The organism is Brevundimonas sp. UBA2503 (assembly GCF_002341485.1).
Lineage (GTDB): Bacteria > Pseudomonadota > Alphaproteobacteria > Caulobacterales > Caulobacteraceae > Brevundimonas > Brevundimonas halotolerans.
In genome coordinates this window covers 82,799-106,749 of record NZ_DDOD01000021.1, presented here as the reverse complement: position 1 = coordinate 106,749, position 23,951 = coordinate 82,799, and the positions used below count along the sequence as shown (strand labels likewise).

Sequence of the window (23,951 nt, the reverse complement as noted above, 5' to 3'; positions counted from 1 at the left end):
CTCCAACGTCAGCCCAGCAGTTGCGGGAACAGGCCCAGCACCAGAATGGCCGTCACCGCCAGGGGACACACCCAGGCGATCAGGAAGCGCCAGGCGCCCAGGCCGCCGCCCTTCAGGCCGGTCTCGGCGTTGACCAGTTTGCGGTCCGCGACCCAGCCAATGAAGATGGCTGTGATCAGGCCCGACAGCGGCAGCAGCAGCTTTCCGGTGACCCCATCGATGGCGTCGAACCAGGTCGCGTTCTCAAATCCCGGAATGAAGGGAATGGGGCGTTGGTCGGCCAGCACATTGAACGAGAGGGCCGACAGCAGACCGACCAGAAACACCAGCACGCCGATGCCGATGGCGGCCTTGGCACGCCCGACGCCGAACTTCTCGATCACCCAGCCGACCGAGATCTCGAGCAGCGACACCGAGGACGTCAGCGCCGCAAACAGGGCCAGGACGAAGAAGGCCAGACCGACGATGGCGCCGCCCGGCATGGCGTTGAAGGCGGCCGGCAGGGTCTGGAACATCAGGGTCGGGCCGGCATTCGGCTCCATCCCGACGAAGAAGACGATCGGGAAGATGGCGAGACCAGCGATAATGGCCACGCCGGTATCGGCGAAGGCGATCATGCCCGAGGTCTGGCCGAGGTTGGTCTCGCGCGAAGCATAGGCGCCATAGGCGATCATGGCGCCGCCGCCGAGGCTCAGCGAGAAAAAGGCCTGGCCAAGCGCCGCGCTCAGCACGCCCGGCTGCAAGGCTCGCTCAAAGTCGGGCGTGAACAGGAAGGTCAGGGCTGCAGCGAAGTCGCCGATGATGGCGGCATAGACGGTAATGCCGATCAACAGGAAGAAGAAGGCGGGCATCAGCCAGGTCGCGGCCGCCTCGATGCCGCCCTTGACGCCCCGGGCGACGATCCAGACCGTCAGGACCACAAAGGCGAGCTGGAGCCCAACCAGGAGAACGGGGTTGGCGAACAGGGCCGGCATCATCTCCTGAATCTGCGCGACTGACTGTTCGGCATAGGCGCCCCGCAGCGGGTCCCCCGCTCCGATGGCGCCGGCCAGATCGGCCGCGCTCGTCCCGACGAAATAGATCACCCAGCCGGCGACAACGCCGTAGAAGGTCAGGATGGCGGTGTTGGCGATCAGGCCGACGATGGCCAGCAGGCTCCAGGCCGGGCTGGCCCCCGACTGGCGCGCCAGGTGGACGGCGCTGCCGATGGTCGAACGCTGACCGTGGCGACCGATCAGGCTTTCAGCAAGCAGCAGCGGCAGGGCGATCAGGACGACGCACAGGATGTACAGCAGCACAAAGGCGCCGCCGCCATTCGTCCCCGCCTCGGTCGGAAAGCGCCAGAGGTTGCCGAGACCGACGGCAGACCCCGTCGCTGCAAGAATGAAGGCGGCCTTGGACGACCATTGCGCCTGACCGGCGGGCGAAGACGCGACCATGAAATACTCCCCCGCGCCGGTGACCGACACGGCCCCGACGCTGTTTGGTTACCGTTGGGGCGACCTTGAAGGCGCCCCCCCCTTGAATCAACCCCGCAGGCGCTGACCTTGGCGTTACCAAATAACTCTCACCGACCCTCAAGATGACGATTGCGTGAAGACCGGGGCCGATCTAGCTTCCGGCCCGGAGCGGTGGCGGCCCCTTCGGACCGCCCGCTGGAGGCGACATCCAAACATGAGTACACCCCCTGTTTCGGGAGGCGGCAACCGCCTGTTCCTGAAGAAATCGATTGCCCAGATTCAGAATGAAGCCGCCAAGAGCGAGCTGAAGCGGTCCCTGGGTCCCATCAACCTTATGAGTCTCGGCGTCGGTGCCATCATCGGTGCTGGCATCTTCGTTCTGACCGGCCAGGTCGCGGCCGACTATGCTGGTCCCGCCATCATGCTCAGCTTTGTGGCGGCGGGCATTGCCTGCGCCCTTGCCGGGCTTTGCTACGCAGAGCTGGCATCAACGATGCCGGTTTCCGGCTCGGCCTATACCTACGCTTACGGAACCTTGGGCGAAGTCTTCGCCTGGATCATGGGCTGGCTGCTGGTGCTGGAGTACGGCATCGCCGCTTCCACGGTCGCAGTCGGGTGGTCCGGCTATGTCGTCTCGATCATGGGCGACTTCGGCCTGGCCGATAACCTCTTCCCCTCATTGACCTATGCCGGACAAGAGGGTGCCCGCTGGGCCACCCCGATGATCGAGGCGGTCCGTGGGGACGGCGGCACCGCGCTGCAGGCGACCGGCACCTTCAACCTGGTCGCGGCCGTCGGCATCGCCGCCGTCTGCGCCCTGCTGGTGCTGGGCGTCAGTGAATCGGCGAACGTCAACAACATCATCGTGGTCATCAAGATCATCGTGCTGCTGACGTTCATCGCTGTAGGCATCACCTATGTGAACCCGGACAACTGGGTGCCCTTCATCCCGCCTGCGGACCCTGCCGAGCCCGGCCGCTACGGCGTCGATGGGGTGTTCCGCGGTGCGGCGATCATCTTCTTCGCCTATGTCGGGTTTGAAGCGGTCTCGACCGCCGCCGCCGAGGCCAAGAACCCGTCGCGGGACGTGCCGGTCGGCATTCTCGGCGCCCTGTTCATCTGTACACTGATCTATATGGCCGTGGCCGCCGTCATGACCGGCGTGGTGCCCTATATGGAACTGTCCAGCCCCGCCCCCGTGGCCGTGGCTATCGATCGGATGAACCTGACCTGGGCTGACGTCCCGCTGGCCGCCGCGCCGGGGGGACAGCTGAACCTGATCAGCTTCCTGATCAAGATCGGCGCCATCACCGGCCTGTCCTCGGTCATGCTGGTGCTCTGCTACGGCCAGACGCGCATCTTCTACACGATGTCGCGCGACGGCCTGCTGCCCAAGGTGTTCTCGCAGATCCACCCGAAATTCCGCACGCCGTGGATGGGGACGATCGTGCTGGGCGTCCTGATCGCCATCGCAGCGGCCTTCCTGCCGATCAGCCTGCTGGGTCAGCTGGTGTCGTTCGGGACGGCCGTCGCCTTCTCGATCGTCTGTCTGTCGGTCATCTATCTGCGGGTCAAACACCCGGAGCTGGAGCGTCCGTTCAAGGTGCCCGGCGGTATCATCACCGCCTGCCTCGGCATCGCCGCCTGTCTCTTCCTGGCCTGGAACAACTTCAAGCCAATGGTCGAACAGGCCTTCCCGACCCAGGAGCAGATTGCCAACGGTGCGGTTCCCGACCCGCTGACGCTGCAGCTGCTGGCCGGCTATGCAGTCATCGGCGCGGTCATCTACGCCGCCTACGGCTTCTGGCACTCCAAGCTGGCCAAGGGCATCGACATCACCGAAGAGACGACCATCAACTCTCCGGCCGACGCTTTCGGCCACGGTGTCGACAACATCAAGGAAGACTGACGCCCCTTTCCGTCAGACGCGCGAAGGCCCGGAGATCGCTCTCCGGGCCTTTTCGTATTCGGGAGGCCGCGTCGCCTCAGGTGATGACCGACGGCTCCGTCCGGCCCAGGCGGGCCTCGATGCCGGCAAAGGCACGCGAGACCTCGGCCACAGCGGCCAGCGCCTCGGCCGGATCGCGGTGCAGGTCGCCGGCCGGATTCTCGAACCGCTCCAGATAGACCCTCAGCGTCGCCCCCGACGACCCGGTGCCCGACAGGCGATAGGTGACGCGGGCGTCCGGGCTCAGCCGAACGGTCACGCCCTGGTGCTTCACCTCTGAGCCGTCCACCGGATCGCTATAGGCAAAGTCCTCGGCCGACTGCACGAGATAGCCGGCGATCTGCCGCCCCTCTGCGCCGGCGGCCGCCTCGCGCAGCCCCTTCATGAAATCCTGCGCCGGGCCGACCTCCAGCCCCTCATAGTCGTGCCGCTGATAGTAGTCCCGGCCGAATCGCGACCAGTGGCCGACCACCACCTCGCCCACGCCTTTCCCGGTCGCCGCCAGCACATTCAGCCAGAACAGAACGGCCCACAGACCGTCCTTCTCACGCACATGGTCGGAGCCGGTGCCAAAGCTCTCTTCGCCGCACAGGGTGATCCGCCCGGCATCCAGCAGGTTGGTAAAGAACTTCCAGCCCGTCGGCGTCTCGTGCATCTCGATGCCCAGTGCCGCCGCAACGCGGTCCGCCGCGCGGCTGGTCGGCATGGAGCGCGCCAGCCCCTTCAGACCGTCCCGATAGCGCGGCACACAGTCGGCATGGGCCGCCAGGATCGCCAGACTGTCGCCGGGCGACACGACCATCGCCGGCCCCATGATCATGTTGCGGTCCCCGTCCCCGTCCGAGGCGGCGGCAAAATCCAGCGGATCCTCGCCGAACATCCGGGCCGTCAGCTCGGGCGTATGATCCGGATGCGGATCGGGATGCCCGCCGCCAAAGTCAGGCAAGGGCTCTCCCCGCAGCACTGTGCCCGCAGACGCCCCCAGCCGCCGCTCCAGAATCTCGGTCGCATAGGGGCCGGTCACCGCATTCATGGCGTCAAACGCCATGCGGAATCCGGGCTGCGAGACCAGCCCCCGGATGGCGTCAAAGTCGAACACCGTCTCCATCAGATCGGCATAGTCCGTGATCGGATCGATGACCTCGACCGTGCCCCCGCCCAAGCGGGTCTCGCCGACCACCGACAGGTCGGGCGCTTCGTCGCTCAGGATGCGCCAGGCCGTGAGCGCCTTGCTGCGCGTGAACACGCCTGCGGTGAAGGTCGTAGGGGCCGGACCCCCGCTCTCCGTATTGTATTTGACGCCGAAGTCGCCGTCCGGGCCGCCCGGGTTGTGGCTGGCCGACAGGATCACCCCGCCCTTGGCCCCGCGGTTGCGGATCAGCGCCGAGGCCGCCGGCGTCGACAACAGGCCGTCACGCCCCACGATCACCCGGGAAAAGCCATTGGCCAGCGCCATCCGCACCACGATGGCGGCCGCCTCACGACAGAAGAAACGCCCGTCGCCGCCGACTGTCAGGGCGTCGCCCGGCTGCGGCGCCGCTTCATCGAACACAGACTGCAGAAAGGCTTCCAGATAGCCGGGCCGCATGAAGTCGCGCGTGGACTTGCGCAAGCCGGACGTGCCCGGCTCCTGATCCTGCCACGGGGTAATGCTGACGCTCTGGATGGACACGAAATATCCTTGGCCTACGGCGGCACCCGGCCACCCGAAAGCCATGTGTCTAGAGCGTTTTGAGCTTCAGGCGAAGGTCAGGCCGCACTCAGGCGATGGGCGCCGTCAACCATCCCAGAAGACTGGCCGCACTCACGGCACCTGTCACCACGCCGACGGTCACCGCCAGACGGGCGTTACGCACTACGAAACCAAAGACATCACTGAACATGGCAGCCTCCCCGGACGCCCCAATACCGACACAATCCGGACCGTTCAGCAAGGTGTACAAAGGGTTAACGCCCTAACAACTGCGTGATTCGCCTCAGCGGCGAGTCAGGTGATGCAGAACGATCGCCGAGGTTGCCGCCACATTCAGCGAATCAAAGCCCGACGCCATGGGAATGCGCACCGGCCGGGCGCGGGCCAGTACCTCTGGCGACAGCCCCGGACCCTCCGCCCCCAGCAGCACCAGCGACCGCGCAGGCGGCTCCAGCTCCAGCAGATCCGGCCCGTCCCAAGGGGTCAGAGCCAGCGGCACATAGCCATAGGCCTCGGCCTGCTCGACCATCGCCAAGGCCGAGAGGTCGGCCATCAGCGGCGTCCTCAACACCGCGCCCACCGACACCCGTATGGCCTTGCGGTAGAAGGGGTCGCAGCAGCCGGGATCGATCATCACCCCGCACGCCCCCAGCGCCGCCGCATTGCGGAAGATGCCGCCCATATTGTCAGCATTGCCGATGCCCACCGCCCCGACCAGCACAGAACGCTCCGGTCGCGTCGCCAGAAACGCATCAGCGTCCAGCGGTGCGGGCTTTTCCCCCAGGGCCAGAATGCCCCGGTGCAGGTGAAAGCCCGCGATCCCGTCCAGAACCTCCTGCGGGGCCGTATAGACTGGCACATCGGCCTCCAGCCGCGACAGCACCGGCTCCAGCTTCGCCAGCCGCTTGTCGGCCAGCAGCACCGCCCGCGCCCGGCACCGTGACCAGGCCGAGGTCAGAACGTTCAGCACCACCTCCCCCTCAGCGATGAACAGCCCCTCGCGGCCCGTCAGATCGCGCTCACGCACGTCGCGAAAGGCGGCGATCCGGGGATCATCGGCAGAGGTCAGGGATATCGGCGTCATGGTGTCGATTTATCGTTGCACAGTCCGGCGGGCCGCTGCTATAGCGCCCCCCTCTTGAGTACCTGTTCCGCGGTAGCTCAGTGGTAGAGCAGCCGACTGTTAATCGGCTGGTCGTAGGTTCGAATCCTACCCGCGGAGCCACTCCCCCTTCCCCTGACACCGGCATGAAAAAAAGGAGCCCGACGCAGAGCGCCGGGCTTTGAAAAGGCTTGGTGATGGTGGGCGCCTCGCTAAAGGAATCCCAAGACTCGTGTTCGGCCGATTGGCTTAAGAAGCCGTTAACGCCGTGGCAGCCAGCTGGTCTGGGGCGCACCGTCCGGGGCCTGCCATTTCAGCAGAAAGCCATCCTCGCGTTCCAGCCGGTTGATCGCCGACGCAGCGCCGTCACCGCTGTCGACAGACATGGACGGAACCGCAAAGACCTGCCCGTCGACCCGGACCTCGGACGGCGGGCTCCCGTCCATACCGATCCGCCAGTGGCCCGAGGCATCCGCCTGCACCTGGATCGGGCCGCGGCCCGGCAATTCCACCCGGACGTCCGAGCCGGGGTTTGCCCGCCCCGACAGGATCACCGCCCGGCCGTCGTGATCGACACTGGACAGCACCGGGCCGTCGCCCAGCCGCCGGCTGGTGCCGCCCGCCGAAATCAGCACCGCTGATCCCCGGGCCGCATCCAGAATCACCAGTCGTCCGGGCGCCGGCACCGTCTCCTGTCCCGATTGCGCCTCGGGCGTCAGGACCAGGCCGTCCACGGCCGTCAGGCGCACCTCGAACCGGCCTTCGGCATCCGCCACGGCCGCATAGGCCCGGCCCGCAGGTGTTCGCAACACGACGCGACCGCCCGGGTCCGCCTGTCCCGAGACGACAGATTCGGTGCCGTCACGGCGCAGGCCTGTCACCGAAGGCGGCATGATCCATCCGGACCCGGCTCCGGCCACCGGGGCATCGGCGGCGGCGCTCCCGGCCGCGGCCGGCCGCGCCTCGTCACCGCCGCACGCTGCCACGAGCAGCGCCAGGCCAAGGCCGGCCAGCACCCTCCCGCTCACGGGCTGGATGCCATATCGTTCAATTGCGCGTTTCACCGGGGCCATGCGCCCTGTATGGCAAAAACCACCGCCCGCTGACAGTCATCCTGACCGTCGATTGTTCCGTCTGCTTTTCGAGGTTCCATGCCCACGACTTCCGCCGAGATCCGTCCGTTCAGCGGCCCTTCCGTCTGCCTGTTCTGCGGCTCATCTGAAACCGCCGATCCCAAATACACCGAGGCCGCGCGCGCCTTTGGTCAGGGCGTGGCGGAGAAGGGCTGGCGGCTCGTCTATGGCGGGGGCGGTGTCGGCCTGATGGGGGCCTCGGCCCGCAGCGCCCATGCGGCGGGCGGCCGGGTGCTGGGTGTCATGCCCGAGTTCCTGCGCAGCCGCGAGCGCCTGTTCGACGAGGTCGAGACCCTGGTGGTCGGCTCCATGCATGAGCGCAAACAGATCATGTATGACGAATCGGATGCCTTCGTCGTCGCCCCGGGTGGCATCGGCACACTTGAGGAAGTGATTGAACTTCTGTCGTGGAAGCGTCTGGATTTGCACGGCAAGCCTGTGATCTTCCTCGACATCGACGGCTTCTGGCAGAGCCTGTTTCGCGTCATGGAGCATTCGGTCGAGGCCGGAATGACCCCCGCCTCCTTCCTCCAGGCATGGACAGTATGCCGCACGGTCGACGAAGCCCTCGCGGCGCTGAACAGCATGGACACGCCGTCGAATTTGAAACATGATCAGCGATAAGTGATCATCGGTCACTAAAAACGCATCGATCTCGATCACGACCCTTGACAGTTTTCAAAAACAACGGACATTGCGCCGTTACGGGCTCCCCTGCCCGGTCCAAGCTGGAGTAATCCCCCATGCGCACTCTTCTGATCGCGGCAATCCTTGCCGTCGCCACCCCGACCCTGGCCACCCCGGTTCAGGCGCCTGTCACCTCGGCCACCCTGGCTGACGCCACCTCGGCCCCCTCGGGCCGCCTGATCATCGACGGTGCCACCTGGCGCTGCGAGGGCGACAGCTGCACCGCCACCGGCGGCGCCAACCAGCCGGCCACGCGCGCCTGCCGCCGCGTCGTCGCCCGTCTGGGCGAGGTCACGGCCTTTTCGTGGAAGGGCACCGCCCTGACGGCCGAAGAACTGGCCGCCTGCAACGCCTGATCGGTCTGAACTCTGGCGGGGCGGTCAGGCCGTCTCGCCAGAGAGCCGCTTCAGCATCCGCTCGCGCCCGATCAGCGGGATCAGCGACGCCATGTCCGGCCCGTGTTCCTGACCCGTCAGGATGTGACGCAGCGGCATGAACAGAGCCTTGCCCTTGGCTCCCGTGCGCGCCTTGATCTCTCCGGTCCAGGCCGACCAGCTGTCACCGTCGATGGTCTCCGGCAGGGTCTCGGCAGCCACCCTGGCAAACTCCGCATCCGCGATCACCGGCGTCACCGGCCCATTGACGATCCGCACCAGCGCCGCGACGTCGCCGAACCGTTCCAGGTTCGGCCGCACGGTCGCCCAGAACTCCTCCCCCAGATCACAGTCCATCGCCGCCAGACGCCCCCGCGCCTCGGCATAACTCATGGCGTGCAGCGCCTGGGCGTTCAGCCGATCCAGATCCGCCGTGTCATAGCGCGCCGGTGAGCGGCCCATCTTGTCAAAGCTGAAGCCCTGCCCCAGCTCGGCCATCGACGGGGCGATCTCCAGCGCGTCGGACGTGCCGATCTTGCCCAGATGGCTGGTGATGGCGATCGGCTCATAGCCCTGCTCGCGCATATCCGAGATCGACAGCGAGCCCAGCCGCTTCGACAGCGCCTGTCCATCCGCCCCGACCAGCAGCGGCATATGGGCAAAGCCCGGCAGGGCGCCGGTCCAGCCCAGCGCGATCAGCGCCTCGAAGATCTCGATCTGCGCGCCCGTATTGGTCACATGGTCCTCGCCCCGGATCACATGGCTGATGCCCATGTCCAGATCGTCGACCACCGACGGCAGGGTATAGAGGAACAGCCCGTCCTCGCGGATCAGCACCGGATCGGACATCGAGGCCGTGTCGACCTCGGCCGAACCGCGCGCCAGATCGACCCAATGCACCCGGCGGCCGTCCAGCTTGAAGCGCCAGTGCGGACGGCGCCCCTCCACCTCATAGGCCTCGCGCTGAACCTCGCTCAGCTGCAGCGCCGCCCGGTCATAGATGGGCGGCTGGCCGCGCGACAGCTGCACCTTGCGGCGGCGATCCAGCTCATCGGCCGTCTCATAGCAGGGGTACAGCCGCCCCGCCGCTTTCAGCCGCTCGGCGGCCTCGCGGTAGCGGTCAAAGCGCTGCGACTGGTTGTGCCGTTCGTCCCAGACCAGACCCAGCCAGGTCAGGTCTTCCTCGATGCCGCGCTCATACTCCGCCGTCGAGCGTGCCAGATCGGTGTCGTCGATGCGCAGCACGAACTGGCCGCCCTGCCCCTTGGCGAACAGCCAATTGACCAGGGCCGTGCGGACATTGCCGACGTGCAGCTTACCCGTCGGCGACGGGGCGAAACGGACTTTGACAGGCATGGAGCGGTAAACCTTGAACGTGAGGCGCGTAGGTCGCGCTCCGCCCGGGCGAAGTCAAGGCGCAGGCCGCTTCAATCGCCCTGCTCAGCCTGCGCGAACAGCCACAACATCCCGGCGCGATAGGCGTCCGGCGCATTGGCGGCGTGGGTGCCTCCGGCGATCGGGATCAGGCGCACCTGCCAGGGACGCTGGTCCGCATCCCGGCCCGACCAGGCCTCGACCCAGAAGGCTGCTTCCGTACGAAGATCAGGCCTGTCCCGCTCGCCGCTGGTGACGGCGACCTTGAGATCGTCGCGAGAAGCCCGCGCGGCGGGGCCGGTGATCGAGCCCATGCCGGGCGTCAGCGAGGGATTGCTGGCGATCCGCCCCTGAAAGACATCGGGGTGGGCCACGGCCGAATACAGCACCAGATTGCCGCCCCGCGACTGACCAAACAGGACGCGCCGGTCCGGGTCCACGTTGAACCGCCCCTCGATCATCGGAAGCAGGTCATCGGTCAGGAAGGTGTGGAAGCGCTCGGCGCCCGCCTGCTCGGCGGCAAGGCCCTCGTCCGGGGACTGGAAGTCGAGGCCCCGGCGGTTCACCGACGGCTCAAAGCCGCCATAGGCGATGCCGACCACCACGGCCTCGGGCAGGCCTTCGTCGTAGGTCAGGAACAGGTGGTTGGCCGCAAGGATGGGAAACAGGCTGTCGCCATCCAGCAGATAGACGACCGGATAGGCCGGGCCCTCGGGATCATACTCGGGCGGCAGGCGGACGTAGATGTCAAAGCCCCGGCCAAGGGTCGCGGACTCCAGCCGGAAAGCATCACCCCGCAGGGCCGCCGGGAAGGGCACCTCGGCTTGCTGCGCAAAGGCGTGCGGCGCGCTGGCGAGCAGAAGGAGACCGAACAGGATGCTGACAAGGCCCCGCATCCCGTCCGCCTCCTCAATCGTCGCGGTGGACGCGCTCGCGGCGCTCGTGGCGTTCCTGGGCTTCGACCGAGAGGGTCGCGGTCGGCCGGGCTTCCAGCCGTCCGAGGCTGATCGGCTCGCCGGTTTCCTCGCAATAGCCGTAGGAGCCGTCCTCGATCCGGCGCAGCGCCTCGTCGATCTTGGCGATCAGCTTGCGCTGGCGGTCACGGGTGCGCAGTTCCAGCGCGCGGTCCGATTCCGACGAGGCCCGGTCCACCAGATCGGGGTGGTTCTCGGTCTCGGCTTTCAGATTGACGACCGTGCCCTTGGACTCCCGAAGGATGTCGTCCTTCCAGGCGTTCAGCTTGCCCTTGAAATAGGCCAGCTGCCGCTCATTCATGAAGGGTTCGTCGTCGGACGGGCGATAGGCCACCGGCCCTTCATCCACCACAGAGGCTAATGCGTTCATCGCACTCACGCTCACTTCTCACGCCCCCCTGTGGCGCATGCAGGCCTATAGGGAAGGCGACGAGTCGTCTCAAGCCGTTTCCCCACATCTGTCAGCTTTGCCGGGTCACTATGCCGTGAGCCGTGACAATTCGCCCTCACCCTTGAAAGGCCTCAGTTTCCAGCGACGGCGGCCTTGGCCAGTTCCACGGCGACACGCAGGTCCACCTGGTCCAGCACGGCGTTCAGGCTGGCATCCTCGGAGTCGGGGCGATCTTCCCCTCCGGTCCGGGACAGGGCCCGCAGCGCATCGGCATCGCCCTGCCCGGCCAGATGCGCCAGTTTCAGGGCTTCCAGCCGGTCCAGCAGGCGGTGACCGCGGCGGATCGCCCGGCGGCGACGCTCCTGCGGCCCCTCGACGCCCTCGACGCCCTGAAGCGCCATCAGGGAGGCGACGCTGGACGGACCGGACATGGCCGCCACGCCGGACTTGGCACCGGCGGCGGACGCACCCGCCGCGCCGCCCAGGGTGAAGCCCCCCGCCGCCTGACCCGGGCGAGTCGGACGCGAGGCAGGGCCACTCGACTGCGGACCATTGATCTTCATGAACGGGCACTCCGGACCATGACCGATATCTGAGCCCACGAGGTGAGGGTTTGGTTAACGGCCCGGCAAAATCTGCTGGCCGGAAGCGGGCCGCCGACCATCAACCCCTTGTTTTTCCTTGCGCATGGCTCCGGCATGGAATTGGCATGACGTAATCCGCAATTGTCAGGACCCTTTTCATGACGTCAGTTCTTGCCCGCCTCGCCTCCTGCCTCGCCGCCGGTGCCCTGGCGCTGGTCGCCCTGCCGCAGGCCGCCCAGGCCCAGTCGCGCATCAAGGACATCGTCTCCATCGAGGGGGTCCGCTCCAACCAGCTGGTCGGTTACGGACTGGTCGTCGGCCTGAACGGCACCGGTGACAATCTGCGCAACTGTCCCCTGACCCGCCAGTCGCTGGAGGGCATGATGGAGCGTCAGGGCGTCAACATCCGCGGCGCCAACGCCAACACCAAGAACATCGCCGCCGTCATGGTCACGGCCGAACTGCCGCCGTTCGCCACGCCCGGCGCGCGCATCGATGTCTCGGTCTCGACCCTGTGCGACGCCAAGAGCCTGCTCGGCGGCACCGTCGTCGTTACCGCCCTGCAGGGCGCCGACGGCGAGGTCTATGCCGTGGCCCAGGGCTCGATCCAGACCGGCTCGCTGTCGGCCTCGGGCGCCTCGGGTTCGTCGATCACGCGCGGCGTGCCGACGGCCGGCCGCATCGCCGGCGGGGCCGTGGTCGAGCGCGAGACCGGCTTTGACCTGGGCCGTCAGGCCGAGGTCCGCCTGACCCTGCGCAACCCCGACTTCACCACCGCCCAGCGGGTGGCCGTTGCCATCAACGAGGCCTATCCCGGCACCGCCTTTGCCGAGAACGGCACGGTCGTGACCGTGCGTGCGCCGCAGGGCTGGGGCATGGCCGGCTATCTCAGCCGGATCGAGAACCTGCCCGTCACGGTCGACGCCCCGGCCCGGGTGATCATCGACGAGGTCAACGGCGTGATCGTCATGGGAGAGGCCGTGCGGGTCTCCACCGTCGCCATCGCCCAGGGCAATCTGACCGTCACCGTTCAGGAAGACCCCTTCGTCAGCCAGCCCGCCCCCTTCAGCGACGGCGAGACTGTGGTCGTCCCGTCCTCCGTGGTCACGGTCGAGGAAGACCAGGGCACCCAGATGCGGATCGTCGGCGGCGGCGCCTCCCTGTCCAGTCTGGTCGCCGGGCTGAACGCCCTGGGGGTCACGCCCCGCGACATGATCAGCATCCTGCAGGCCATCAAGGCCGCCGGTGCCCTGCAAGCCGACATCGAGGTGATGTAGTCTCATGGCCGATCCGCTCACCCTCTCTCCTGACCTGCTCCGCCCGGTCCAGACCCCGACCCTCCGCCAGGACCGCATGCGCGAGACGGCCGAGGACTTCGAGGCCTCCTTCATCGCCCAGATGCTGCGCCCCATGTTCGAGGGGCTGTCGACCGAAGCACCCTTCGGCGGCGGCGAGGCCGAGACCACCTGGCGCTCCTTCCTGATCGACGAAATGGCCAAGCAGACCGTCCGCTCGGGCGGCATCGGCCTGGCCGATCAGGTCATGTCCACCATGCTCAAGATGCAGGAAGCCCCCTGATGAACGACACCGCATTCACCGTCACCGCCTCGGCGCGGGTTCGCCAGCTGATCGACCTGACCCAGTCGCTGACCCGCCGACTGTCCGACGAACTGGCCGCCTTCGAGGCCCAGCGCCCGCAGGACGTCGCCGCCGGTCTCGCCGAGACCCAGGAGCTGGCCAACCGCTATCGCCGCGAGTCGGCCCAGATCAAGGCCGACCCCACGGGCCTCGCCCAGGCCCCCGCCGCCGACCGCATGGCCCTGATCAAGGCGACCCAGGCGTTCGAGGCCATCCTTGGCCGCCACGCCCGCGCCGTCGAGGCCGCCCGTATCATCTCCGAAGGCCTGGTCCGCACCCTCGCCGCCGAGATCCGCGGCCAGCGCGGCGTCCCCAACGCCTACGGCGCCACCGGCCACGCCACCCCCACCGACGGCAGCGCCGTCGCCTTCAGCCGCTCCGCCTGACCGCAGGCGGCAACGCCGCGTTAACCGGACTTAACACCGGTTTCTTCAAGACTGACACGATAGATGGGGGGAATGGCGCTTAACAGTCGTCTTCTGGGTCTGGCCTTCGCTTCGGCGGACACTCTCGTCGAGATCGACGGCGAGGGGCGGATTGTGCTGGCCATGGGGGCGGCCCCGGCGACGGGGCACGCGCCGGAAGCGAACTGGACCGGGCGCACCCTGACCGATCTGTTCGAGCCGCGCAGTGCCGGGCGTCTGAAACAGGCGCTGGCCAATCTGACGCCGGGCAACCGCAGCGATCCGCTGGACCTGTTATACGATCTGGGCGACGGCGCATTCCGGCGCGTGCGATCACGGTTGTTCAGCCTGCCCGAACTGGCGCCGCACTGTTCGTGTGCCCTGACCTGGCAGGGCCAGCCTTTTTCGCTCGATCTTACCGCCGACACGCCGCTGGTCACCCGCGACGACCTGATGCGTCAGACCAGCAGCCTGCTCGCGAAACAAGGGCCGGATCCGCTGACGCTGGCCTTTGTCGATGTCACCGGACTGGGTCAGGTCGCTGGCGACCAGCTGGAGGCGCTCAAGACTCGTTTGCACAGCGCCCTGCAGTCGGTCTCGGTCGACGGGGCCTCGGCCTCCCATCTGGCCGGCAGCGCCTATGCCCTGTTGCGGCGGGATTCCGATGGGTCTGCGGTCGAGGACGCCATTCACAATGTCGCGGCGCTGGAAGGTGTCGATGTCAGCGCCGACATCCGTCAGGTCGAGTTGAGCCCCGGCGTGGACCGCCAGGCGACCTTGCGCGCCATGCGGCATGCGCTGGAAGTCTGTATAGCCAGCGGCGCAATGGACGATCCGGACATCACGTTCAAGAATACGCTGGACCGCATCCTTGTGCAGATGGACAGCTTCCGCACCATGGTGAAGGCGCGCGACTTTGCCCTGCACTATCAGCCGATTGTCGACCTCAAGTCAGGCGCGGCGCACCATTTCGAAGCCCTGGCGCGCATCCCCGGCTGCGACGGGCCCGAGAGCACCATTCGTCTGGCCGAGACCCTGGCCCTGATCGAAAGCTTCGATCTGGTGGTCGCAGAAAAGGCGATCCAGCAGATGCTGCAGCCCGGCTATGGGCTGACGCGGGTGGCGGTCAATGTCTCGGCCGGGTCGCTGGCCACCGACACCTATGGCGAGGCCCTGATGCGACTGACGGCCAACCACGGCGACATTCGCCGACGGCTGAGCCTCGAGGTCACCGAAACGACCACCATCCTCGACCTGCCCGGCACCCAGCGGCGTCTGGCGCGTCTGAGACAGGCGGGCTTCCGGGTGTATCTGGATGACTTCGGCGTGGGGGCCTCGTCGTTCGACCATCTGAACCATCTGACGGTCGACGGGGTGAAGATCGACGGCGCCTTTGTCATGCGAGCCATCGAAGACGACAAGTCCCGCACCCTGATCCGTCATCTGGTCGAGATGTGCGGTGGCCTCGACCTCAAGACCGTGGCCGAGCGTGTCGAGACCGGCGAGGTCGCGGAGCTGATGCTGAAACTGGGCGTACATCTGGGCCAGGGCTGGTTTTTCGGCAAACCCGAGCCCCAGCCGCGCCTCGAACGGCCGACCCTCGCCTCCACCAGCCGCCGGCGCGGCGCCGTCGAGTCCTGGGGCTGAGGCTCAGCGCCGCGGCCCGCGCGAAACCCTAGCCCTCGCCGCCACCGAACCGGGCCGCCCATTCGGCGACCTGCTCGTCCTCGATCTTGCGGAACAGCACCTCGGCGGCCTGAACCGGGCGCCCGACCGGCACGCGCGCCAGCCAGTCCTCATCGGCGGACGGCCAGCCCAGGTCCGTCTCGCCGACGCTCGCGGCAATCTTCGGCGCGGTGAACGGCAGCACTGGCGCCGCCAGCCGTGCGAACAGGGCCACGAGGTTCAGCGCGAACCGCACCGCCGTCGCGGCCCGCTCCGGGTCGGTCTTGAACGCGGTCCAGGGCGCTGCGACCTGCAGATACTCATTGCCCAGCACCCAGGCGGCCCGGATCGCCTGCGACGCCTTGCGGAACTCCATCGCCTCAAAGGCCGCGGTGGCCTCGGCGACAGCCGCATTAATATGCGTCTGGAAGGCGCGGTCCTCGTCGGTCAGGGCCGTGCCCTCGGGCACGACACCGCCGAATTTCGACTCGGTGAACTTCACGATCCGGTTGACGAAATTGCCCAGCACATCGGCCAGGTCCTTGTTGATCGCCGACTGGAACTGCTCCCAGGTGAAGGCCGAGTCCGAATGCTCGGGGCCATAGGCCGTCAGATACCAGCGCCAGTAGTCGGCGGGCAGCAGGTCCAGCGCCTGATCCATGAAGACGCCGCGGCCCTGCGAGGTGGAGAATTTACCGCCGTACCAGTTCAGCCAGTTGAAGGCCTTCAGCGTATCGACCGTCTTCCACGGCTCGCCCGAGCCCAGAATGGTCGCCGGGAATGACACCGTGTGGAAGGCGACATTGTCCTTGCCCATGAACTGGACATAGCGGACGTCGTCGGCGCCCTCGTCGGTGCGCCACCAGTCGCGCCAGGTCCCGCCGGTCGCCTCGGCCCATTCCTCGGTCGCGCCGATATATTCGATGGGGGCGTCGAACCAGACGTAAAAGACCTTGCCCTCCATGCCCGGGCGCGGCCCGCCGTCCGGGCCGACCACCGGCACGCCCCATTTCAGGTCGCGGGTGATGCCGCGATCGATCAGCCCCTCGTCCAGATGCTTCAGCGCGATCGAGCGGGCCAGCGTCTGCCAGTCCGTTTTCGAGCTGATCCAGTCGCGGATGCGCCCCTCCAGCTTCGTCTGCAGCAGATACAGGTGCCGCGTATCCCTCACCTCGAGGTTCCGCGAGCCGGACACGCTGGAATACGGATCCTTGAGGTCCATCGGATCCAGCAACCGCCCGCAGTTGTCGCACTGGTCGCCGCGCGCCTTTTCATAGGCACAGTGCGGGCAGGTCCCCTCGACATAGCGATCCGGCAGGAAGCGCCCGTCGTCGATCGAATAGATCATCTGATCGACGCGTTCCTCGATCAGACCGTTGTCTTCCAGCACTCTTGCGAAATGCTGGGTCAGGCGCCGGTTGGGCGCATTCGAGGACCGGCCAAACCAGTCATAGCTGAGGCCGAACGCCTCGCCCGCCGCCTTCTGGATCTGGTGCTGCTCGTCGCAATAGGTCCGCACGTCCTGACCGGCGGCGGCGGCGGCCAGCTCAGCCGGCGTCCCGTGCTCGTCGGTGGCACAGATATACAGCACCTCATGGCCCTGCCCCCGCTTGAACCGCGCCCAGACATCGGCGGGCAGCATCGACCCGGCCAGATTCCCCAGGTGCTTGATGCCGTTGATGTAGGGCAGCGCCGAGGTGATCAGAATGCGGGCCATGGGTGTCCGAACGCGTGACGAGTGGTGAGTGACGAGTGGTGAGCGGTTTAGTGGCGAGTGTGCCGGTATATCGCAACCTCCAAGTCCGACATTCCAGTTTTCGCGAGCCCTCGCAGCCTAACTCGGCACACGCCACTCGCCACTCGCCACTCTCTGCATTCGCCGTGCCACCCGGATGAACCGTCCGGTCAGCAGGGCCGAGGACACCAGGCTGGCGATGATGATGGCCCAGACCAGACCGTCCACCCCCATGTGCGGGGCCAGCACCCAGCCCAGTGGCATCATCACGGCGCCATAGGCGGTGAAATGCATGATGGTCGGCCACCAGATGTCGCCCGCCGCGCGGTTGGCCTGGGCCGCCACCGCCTGAATGCCATCGGCGACGAAGAACAGGGTCGCCAGTACCAGCGCCGGCACCGCAATCGCGATCAGCGCCGGATCGCGGCTGTAGGCCCCGATCAGCAGCGGCGCGGTCGGCCAGACGATCAGGGCTATGGCCAGCGTCAGGGTTGAGATCACCGCCAGACTGACCAGACCCGCGCGCATCACCCCCTGCGCATCCGCTGCGCCGAACGCCCGCCCGACCAGCACGGCGGCGGCTGACGACAGGCCCATGGGGATCATGAAGACGATGGCCGAAATGTTCAGCACCACCGCCCAGGCGGCGGTCTCGTTCGTGCCCAGCCGCCCGGCGATCAGGGTCATCAGGGCAAAGGCCCCGACCTCGATGAAATAGGAACTGCCGGCGCCATAGCCGACCTTACGCTGCTCGGCCTCGGCCAGCGGATCACGCGGCGCCTTGCGGAAGATGCCCAGTGCCCGGGCCTCGGGCAGCCGCACGATATAGACGATCAGAAACACGGCCAGCGCCGCCCGCGCAAAGAAGGTCGCCCACGACGACGCCAGCGCCCCGTCGACGCCCAGCCCCAGCAGGTCCGGCACCAGCAGCAGGTTCAGCGCCAGATTGACGCCATTGGCCACCCACATGGCGACCATGCCCGGCTTGGGTTTGCCCAGCGCCTCGAGAAAGAACTGCGCCGCCACACTGACCAGATAGGCGGGCATCGACAGCGAAAAGACCAGCAGCGGCAGGCGTGCGCCCTCCGCGAGGCCATCCTCAAGCCCGATCGACGCCAGTCCCCACGGCCCGACCAGCATCAGGCCGATCATCGACCCCCCGCCCAGCCACAGCGAATAGACCAGCCCCCGCCGCAGCACCGCGCCGACGTCGCCGCGACGCCCCTCGCCCAGCCGCCGCGCCGTCATCACCTGCACCCCCAGCAGCAGGCCGACGGCCGTCGTGATCACGATCGAGGTCGGCGTCCACGCCAGGGTGTGAAAGGCCAATTCGGTGCTCGAGAAATTGCCGACCACAATGGCATCGGTCAGGCCCATGACCATGATGCCGATGCGCGCCAGCACCACCGGCCACGCAAGGGTCAGCAGGTCGCGCAGGACGGTTCGGGACGGGGGACTGATGGCGAACATGGAAGCGGGCTAAGGCCACGCTTTCACCGTCCGGGTCAACAGGCGACCGACCTACCAAGCCCCCATTTCGCGCAATTGTTTCGCCAGCTCGGGTGGCAGGTCGCCGGCGTCCATGGTCGACAGGTCGGGCGGCGCATCCTTGGGCTCCAGATAGCGCCAGCCCTGAAACGGCCGCCGGGCCTGCGGCGCCGTGCGGATCACGTCCGGCGCCAGCTGGATCAGGCATTGCGAGGTCTTGCCCTCGCCCCGGGTGGTGATGTCGACGATCGGCATGCGGCACACGACCGAGCCCTTCATCACCCAGTACAGCGAGCCGCCGTCCTCAAGCTCGCTCGCGCGCTTGGGTGTCATGCGGGTATGCACCGTCAGCCAGTCGCCCTTGGCCGCGCGCCGTTCCAGCGTCTCGACCTTGGCGACGCCGACGCACAGTTTGATCATGTGAAGCGGCATCAGGCCGGATCAGCCGCCAAAGCTGCTCCCGACCTCGGTCATGGTGTTACCAAGGGTCTGCAGCTCCTGGCCGCAGCGCGTACCTGCCGTTTCGAGCATCGTCATCAGCTGATCTTCGCTCTGGGTGTTCACCCATTCAAACAGGCGGACGACCTGATTTTGACCCGGATTACGACCTTCCAGCCGCCCGATGTAATAGGCCATGCCAATCGCGGCCGAGGCTTCATACTGGGGATCAGACCCGGCCATCACGGCGAACAGGGCCGCGCATTCCATATCCCGGAGGTCCGCAGCGGGTACGGGGTCCTGCGCGGCCGCCGCCATCGGGGTCGCCATCAGTCCGGCCGCGAGGGCCAGGGCCAGTGCCGTATGTTTCATCTCACTCATCCCCTGCTGTGACCACCGCCAGAACCGCATCGGCCCCGACCTGATCGCCCACGTTAAAGCCGATGCTCTCGACCACGCCATCATAGGGCGCGGTCAGGGCCTGTTCCATCTTCATCGCCTCGATGACGACCACAGACTGACCCTTTTTCACCGGATCGCCCGCCTTGACCGGCACCGCCACCACCTTGCCCGGCATGGGCGCGCGCAGGGAACCGTCGGAGGCGGGGCCGGCTCCAATTGAGGAGAGCGGCGGACGATCCCGGAACTCGTGAACCAACCCATCCTCAAAGCCGAGGATCAGGTCACCCTTGATTTCAGTGTGCCGCTGATAGGTCGCCGTGTCAGCAGGACGGACATCCGAGGCCTCGCCCGCGTGCCAGATGCGAACGGTCCGGACGGGGTCGGCGTTGAGCCTGAAGCCGGTGGCGCCTGCCAGAGAAGACCAGACCGACGTCTCCTCCCGATCCGGCGGGGCTCTGTCCAGCGCGTGGTTGGCGACCTCGGCCATCAGGACAGGCGAGGGCCCGGCCGTCCTGAGGGCTTCCTCCTCCGCCCCGATGAAGCCCGTGTCGACATCCCCCGACACGAACCGGGGGTGCTCCAGACACCGGACCAGAAACCCCGCATTGGTCCGCACGGGCCAGACCTCAACCTCGCCGCACGCTTCGGCCAGGGCCTCGGCGGCCTCTGCGCGCGTGTCCTCGTGCACGATCAGCTTGGCGATCATCGGGTCGTAGAATTGGCTGACCTCGCCGCCCTGTTTGACGCCGGTGTCGACCCGCACGCCGTCGGGCATGCGGAAATGCTCCAGCTTGCCGATCGAGGGCAAAAAGCCATTGGCCGGATCCTCGGCATACAGCCGCGCCTCCATGGCCCAGCCGTGGATGCCGATCTCGTCCTGCTTCAGCGGGATCGACTCACCCGCCGCCACGCGCAATTGCCATTCGACCAGATCAACGCCCGTGATCGCCTCGGTCACCGGATGTTCGACCTGCAGCCGGGTGTTCATCTCCATGAACCAGATGCGGTCAGCGCGCAGGCCCTCGCTGGCATCGGCGATGAACTCGATGGTCCCCGCCCCCTCGTAGTTGACGGCCTGGGCGGCGCGCACGGCGGCGGCGGTCACGGCCTCGCGCGTCTCGGCGTCCATGCCCGGCGCCGGAGCTTCCTCGATCACCTTCTGGTGCCGCCGCTGCAGCGAACAGTCGCGCTCGTTCAGGTGCACGACCGTGCCGTGGGTGTCGCCAAACACCTGCACCTCGATATGGCGCGGCCGGGTGATGTAGGTCTCGATCAGCACGCGGGGATCGCCGAACGACGACTGGCCCTCGCGCTGGGCGCTGGCCAGGGCGTCGGCAAAGTCCTCGGCCCGGTCGACCCGGCGCATGCCCTTGCCACCGCCGCCGGCCACCGCCTTGATCAGCACCGGATAGCCGATGCGATCCGCCTCGGCCTTGAGCGTGTCCGCCGCTTGGTCCTCGCCCTGATAGCCGGGGGTCACGGGCACGCCCGCCTCGATCATCAGTTTCTTGGCCGCATCCTTCAGCCCCATGGCGCGGATCGACGCCGGGGGCGGCCCGATCCAGACCAGCCCCGCCGCCTTCACCGCCTCGGCAAAGTCGGCATTCTCGGACAGGAAGCCATAGCCCGGGTGGATGGCCTCGGCTCCGGTCGCCTTGGCCGCCGCCAGCACCTTGGCCCCGTCCAGATAGGATTCGCTGGCCTGCGCCGGCCCCAGCAGCACCGCCTCATCGGCCATACGCACATGCGGGGCCTCGGCATCAGCTTCCGAATAGACGGCAATAGTCCGCAGCCCCATGGCATGGGCGGTGCGGAATACCCGGCAGGCGATCTCGCCCCGATTGGCGACCAGAACAGATTTGAACATCAGCGCGTCCTACTCCGCCCAGCGCGGCTTGCGCTTGTCGAGGAAGGCGCGGACGCCCTCCTGGCCCTCTTTCGACACCCGGGCGCGGGCGATGCGGTGGGCGGTGTCTTCCATCAGCGAATGGTCGACCTTGTGGTGGGCGACGTCGTGGACCAGCCGCTTGGCCTCGCCCATGGCGCCGGGCGCACAGGCCGCCAGCGTGCCGCTCAGGTGGCTGATGAAGCCGTCCAGCGCGGCGGCATCGGGCACCACCGCATCCACCAGCCCGACATGGGCGGCATAGTCGGCATCGAACACATTGCCGGTCAGGAACAGGGCGCGGGCCCGGCGGGCGCCGACTGCCTCGATCACATAGGGGGCGATGGTCGCCGGGATCAGGCCCAGCTTGACCTCGCTGAAGGCGAACTTGGTGCCCCTGACCGCCACGGCCATATCGCAGGCCGCGACAATGCCCGCGCCGCCGCCCATGGCCGCGCCCTCGACCAGGGCCACCGTCAGGGCCGGCACGTCGTGCAGGGCCTTCAGCATCTTCGCCAGACCCATGGCGTCCGAGCGATTGTCGCTCTCGGACCAGTCTGCCGCCGCCGCCATCCAGCTCAGATCGGCCCCGGCGCTGAAGGTGCCTCCTGCCCCGCGCACGAATACCACCCGGATATGGTCAGCCCCGTGCAGGGTCTCGAACGCCTGATACAGGGCGCCGATGGTCCGGGCGTCAAAGGCATTCTTCTTGTCCGGCCGGTTGATGGTGATGAACACCGCCCCGTCCTGCGTCGACTCGATCGTCACCAGATCGCTGACGGCATCGGTGTCCGCCCCCGCGACCATGGGATGGGCGATCCGGTTCATCTCCCGCGCCTCGGCATCGGTGATGTCCATGGCGTTGAGGTCGGCATCGGTGGGGGTGGTGTCGGGCATGGCGTTGCCTTTTCAGTGGACCTGCACCCTTTAGCGCAGGAGAGAAAACTTACATCCGGAACACGCCAAACGGCGTGTCGGGGATCGGGGCATTGAGGCTGGCGCTGATGGCCAGGCCCAGCACGTCGCGGGTCTGGACCGGGTCGATGACACCATCATCCCACAAACGCGCGGTGGCGTAATAGGGGTTACCCTCGTCCTCATATTTCTGGCGGATCGGCGCCTTGAAGGCCTCGGCCTGATCCTCGGTCCAGCTGTCGGCGTCGCGGTGGACGGTGGCCAGCACGCTTGCCGCCTGTTCGCCGCCCATCACCGAGATCCGGCTGTTCGGCCAGGTGAACAGGAAGCGCGGGGAATAGGCCCGGCCGCACATGCCATAGTTGCCGGCCCCGAAACTGCCGCCGATCAAAACGGTGAATTTCGGCACCTCGGCACTGGCCACGGCGGTCACCAGCTTGGCGCCGTTCTTGGCGATACCCTCGGCCTCATATTTGCCGCCGACCATGAAGCCCGAAATGTTCTGCAGGAACACCAGCGGGATCTTGCGCTTGCAGGCCAGCTGGATGAAGTGCGCCCCCTTCAGCGCACTCTCCGAGAACAGCACACCGTTGTTGGCCAGGATGGCGACCGGATAGCCCCAGATGCGGGCAAAACCGCACACCAGCGTCGTGCCATAGTCGCGCTTGAACTCATCAAACTCGGAGCCGTCGACCGTGCGGGCAATCACCTCGCGCACATCATAGGGGGCGCGCACATCGTCGGGGATAATGCCATACAGCTCCTCCGGGTCCAGCGCGGGCGGGCGCGGCTCGCGCACATCCAGCGGCACATCCTTGACCGTGTTCAGATTGGCGACGATCGAGCGCACGATTTCCAGCGCGTGTTCGTCATTCTCGGCCACATGGTCGACCACGCCCGACTTGCGACCATGGGTGTCGGCCCCGCCCAGATCCTCGGCCGAGATGACCTCGCCGGTCGCGGCCTTCACCAGCGGCGGGCCGGCCAGGAAGATGGTGCCCTGATTGCGCACGATCACCGTCTCGTCCGACATGGCGGGCACATAGGCCCCGCCCGCCGTGCAGCTGCCCATGACACAGGCGATCTGGGGAATGTCGCGCGCGCTCATCCGCGCCTGGTTGAAGAAGATGCGCCCGAAATGCTCGCGGTCGGGAAACACCTCGGCCTGGTGCGGCAGGTTGGCCCCGCCCGAATCGACCAGATAGACGCACGGCAGTCGGTTCTGCTCGGCCACCTCCTGCGCGCGCAGGTGTTTCTTGACCGTCATCGGGAAGTAGGCGCCGCCCTTCACCGTCGGGTCATTGGCGACGATCATCACCTCGCGGCCCGACACCCGACCGATCCCGCAGATCATGCCGGCACCCGGGGCCTGATCGTCATACATGCCGAACGCCGCCAGCTGGCCGATCTCTAGGAAGGGCGAACCCGGATCCAGCAGCCGCTCCACCCGGTCGCGAGGCAACAGCTTGCCCCGGCTGACGTGCCGCTCGCGCGACTTGTCCGAGCCGCCCCGCGCCGTCACCGCGACCCGCTCGGCCAGCTGGTCGCGCAGGCGCCGGTTGGTGCTCTCCAGCGCCTTGAAGGCCGGACTGGACGGATCGATCGCAGAGGTCAGCTTGGGCATGCCCCTCCTTTAGGCAGCTTTCCCCGGATGGGCAAAG

23 protein-coding genes and 1 tRNA gene are annotated in these 23,951 nt (G+C 67.2%); 8 read left to right on the top strand and 16 right to left on the bottom strand.

The features are described 5' to 3' along the window. Positions 1 to 8: 8 nt before the first annotated feature. On the bottom strand, positions 9 to 1,439 hold the full coding sequence (locus B4K74_RS10285; protein ID WP_286692848.1) for a sodium-dependent transporter: 1,431 nt from the start codon (positions 1,437 to 1,439) through the stop codon (positions 9 to 11). A 235-nt stretch (positions 1,440 to 1,674) separates the two neighbouring features. Between B4K74_RS10285 and B4K74_RS10280 the strand changes: the two genes are divergently transcribed. Then, positions 1,675 to 3,369, top strand: a complete 1,695-nt coding sequence (locus tag B4K74_RS10280) for an amino acid permease (RefSeq protein ID WP_286692847.1) — start codon at positions 1,675 to 1,677, stop codon at positions 3,367 to 3,369. 76 nt (positions 3,370 to 3,445) lie between these two features. Here B4K74_RS10280 and B4K74_RS10275 read toward each other — a convergent pair whose 3' ends face one another. The 3 genes from B4K74_RS10275 to B4K74_RS10265 form a co-directional block, all read right to left on the bottom strand. Then, entirely contained in the window at positions 3,446 to 5,080 is a 1,635-nt protein-coding gene (locus tag B4K74_RS10275; protein ID WP_286692846.1) for an alpha-D-glucose phosphate-specific phosphoglucomutase, read from the bottom strand. Between the two features lie 88 nt (positions 5,081 to 5,168). Then, entirely contained in the window at positions 5,169 to 5,291 is a 123-nt protein-coding gene (locus B4K74_RS10270; RefSeq protein ID WP_260155315.1) for a hypothetical protein, read from the bottom strand. 93 nt (positions 5,292 to 5,384) lie between these two features. After that, a complete protein-coding gene (locus tag B4K74_RS10265) occupies positions 5,385 to 6,185 on the bottom strand; it encodes a TrmH family RNA methyltransferase (RefSeq protein ID WP_286692845.1) in 801 nt (266 codons plus the stop codon). Positions 6,186 to 6,251: 66 nt separating this feature from the next. Here B4K74_RS10265 and B4K74_RS10260 point away from each other — a divergent pair. After that, positions 6,252 to 6,326, top strand: a tRNA-Asn gene (locus B4K74_RS10260). Between the two features lie 137 nt (positions 6,327 to 6,463). Here the strand turns inward: B4K74_RS10260 and B4K74_RS10255 are convergent. Continuing rightward, positions 6,464 to 7,219 carry a hypothetical protein gene (locus B4K74_RS10255; protein ID WP_286692844.1) on the bottom strand — a complete coding sequence of 252 codons (756 nt, stop codon included), beginning with the start codon at positions 7,217 to 7,219 and terminating at the stop codon, positions 6,464 to 6,466. A 135-nt stretch (positions 7,220 to 7,354) separates the two neighbouring features. Here B4K74_RS10255 and B4K74_RS10250 point away from each other — a divergent pair, with 135 nt between their 5' ends. Both B4K74_RS10250 and B4K74_RS10245 read left to right on the top strand, forming a co-directional pair. Then, positions 7,355 to 7,960 (top strand): TIGR00730 family Rossman fold protein, encoded by a 606-nt coding sequence (locus B4K74_RS10250; protein WP_286692843.1) that lies wholly within the window; start codon positions 7,355 to 7,357, stop codon positions 7,958 to 7,960. A gap of 119 nt (positions 7,961 to 8,079) precedes the next feature. Beyond that, complete coding sequence (locus B4K74_RS10245) at positions 8,080 to 8,379, top strand: CC_3452 family protein (protein WP_286692842.1); 300 nt, start codon at positions 8,080 to 8,082, stop codon at positions 8,377 to 8,379. 24 nt (positions 8,380 to 8,403) lie between these two features. On the opposite strand, the gene gltX is transcribed toward B4K74_RS10245, so the two are convergent. The 4 genes from gltX to B4K74_RS10225 form a co-directional block, all read right to left on the bottom strand. Then, the gene (gene gltX, locus B4K74_RS10240; protein ID WP_286692841.1) at positions 8,404 to 9,753 is read right to left on the bottom strand and encodes a glutamate--tRNA ligase; all 1,350 of its coding nucleotides are present in this window, start codon (positions 9,751 to 9,753) and stop codon (positions 8,404 to 8,406) included. A gap of 71 nt (positions 9,754 to 9,824) precedes the next feature. Beyond that, positions 9,825 to 10,667: an alpha/beta hydrolase gene (locus B4K74_RS10235; RefSeq protein ID WP_286692840.1), complete on the bottom strand. Its 843-nt coding sequence runs from the start codon at positions 10,665 to 10,667 to the stop codon at positions 9,825 to 9,827. Positions 10,668 to 10,680: 13 nt separating this feature from the next. Then, entirely contained in the window at positions 10,681 to 11,115 is a 435-nt protein-coding gene (dksA, locus tag B4K74_RS10230) for an RNA polymerase-binding protein DksA (RefSeq protein ID WP_123287016.1), read from the bottom strand. A gap of 152 nt (positions 11,116 to 11,267) precedes the next feature. Continuing rightward, positions 11,268 to 11,699, bottom strand: a complete 432-nt coding sequence (locus tag B4K74_RS10225; protein ID WP_286692839.1) for a flagellar assembly protein FliX — start codon at positions 11,697 to 11,699, stop codon at positions 11,268 to 11,270. Positions 11,700 to 11,860: 161 nt separating this feature from the next. On the opposite strand from B4K74_RS10225, the gene B4K74_RS10220 reads away from it, so the two are divergent. The 4 genes from B4K74_RS10220 to B4K74_RS10205 all read left to right on the top strand — a co-directional run bounded on the left by B4K74_RS10220 (position 11,861) and on the right by B4K74_RS10205 (position 15,409). After that, positions 11,861 to 12,997 carry a flagellar basal body P-ring protein FlgI gene (locus B4K74_RS10220; protein ID WP_286692857.1) on the top strand — a complete coding sequence of 379 codons (1,137 nt, stop codon included), beginning with the start codon at positions 11,861 to 11,863 and terminating at the stop codon, positions 12,995 to 12,997. 4 nt (positions 12,998 to 13,001) lie between these two features. Beyond that, positions 13,002 to 13,298, top strand: coding sequence for a rod-binding protein (locus tag B4K74_RS10215; RefSeq protein ID WP_286692838.1), 297 nt, complete (start codon positions 13,002 to 13,004; stop codon positions 13,296 to 13,298). Continuing rightward, positions 13,298 to 13,744, top strand: coding sequence for a flagellar basal-body protein FlbY (locus tag B4K74_RS10210; RefSeq protein ID WP_286692837.1), 447 nt, complete (start codon positions 13,298 to 13,300; stop codon positions 13,742 to 13,744). Before B4K74_RS10215 ends, B4K74_RS10210 begins: the two co-directional genes overlap by 1 nt. Before the next feature lie 72 nt (positions 13,745 to 13,816). After that, a complete protein-coding gene (locus B4K74_RS10205) occupies positions 13,817 to 15,409 on the top strand; it encodes an EAL domain-containing protein (RefSeq protein ID WP_286692836.1) in 1,593 nt (530 codons plus the stop codon). 28 nt (positions 15,410 to 15,437) lie between these two features. Here B4K74_RS10205 and metG read toward each other — a convergent pair whose 3' ends face one another. From metG to B4K74_RS10170, 7 genes are all read right to left on the bottom strand, one after another. Continuing rightward, positions 15,438 to 17,144 (bottom strand): methionine--tRNA ligase, encoded by a 1,707-nt coding sequence (gene metG, locus B4K74_RS10200; protein ID WP_286692835.1) that lies wholly within the window; start codon positions 17,142 to 17,144, stop codon positions 15,438 to 15,440. A 117-nt stretch (positions 17,145 to 17,261) separates the two neighbouring features. Next, positions 17,262 to 18,632, bottom strand: a complete 1,371-nt coding sequence (locus B4K74_RS10195; RefSeq protein WP_286692834.1) for an MATE family efflux transporter — start codon at positions 18,630 to 18,632, stop codon at positions 17,262 to 17,264. A gap of 51 nt (positions 18,633 to 18,683) precedes the next feature. Then, positions 18,684 to 19,082 (bottom strand): DUF1489 family protein, encoded by a 399-nt coding sequence (locus B4K74_RS10190; protein ID WP_286692833.1) that lies wholly within the window; start codon positions 19,080 to 19,082, stop codon positions 18,684 to 18,686. Between the two features lie 9 nt (positions 19,083 to 19,091). Beyond that, entirely contained in the window at positions 19,092 to 19,460 is a 369-nt protein-coding gene (locus tag B4K74_RS10185) for a hypothetical protein (protein WP_286692832.1), read from the bottom strand. Position 19,461: 1 nt separating this feature from the next. After that, positions 19,462 to 21,357: an acetyl/propionyl/methylcrotonyl-CoA carboxylase subunit alpha gene (locus B4K74_RS10180; RefSeq protein ID WP_286692831.1), complete on the bottom strand. Its 1,896-nt coding sequence runs from the start codon at positions 21,355 to 21,357 to the stop codon at positions 19,462 to 19,464. A 9-nt stretch (positions 21,358 to 21,366) separates the two neighbouring features. Continuing rightward, positions 21,367 to 22,272, bottom strand: coding sequence for an enoyl-CoA hydratase-related protein (locus tag B4K74_RS10175; RefSeq protein ID WP_286692830.1), 906 nt, complete (start codon positions 22,270 to 22,272; stop codon positions 21,367 to 21,369). A 49-nt stretch (positions 22,273 to 22,321) separates the two neighbouring features. Beyond that, a complete protein-coding gene (locus tag B4K74_RS10170; RefSeq protein ID WP_286692829.1) occupies positions 22,322 to 23,914 on the bottom strand; it encodes a carboxyl transferase domain-containing protein in 1,593 nt (530 codons plus the stop codon). Positions 23,915 to 23,951: the final 37 nt, after the last annotated feature.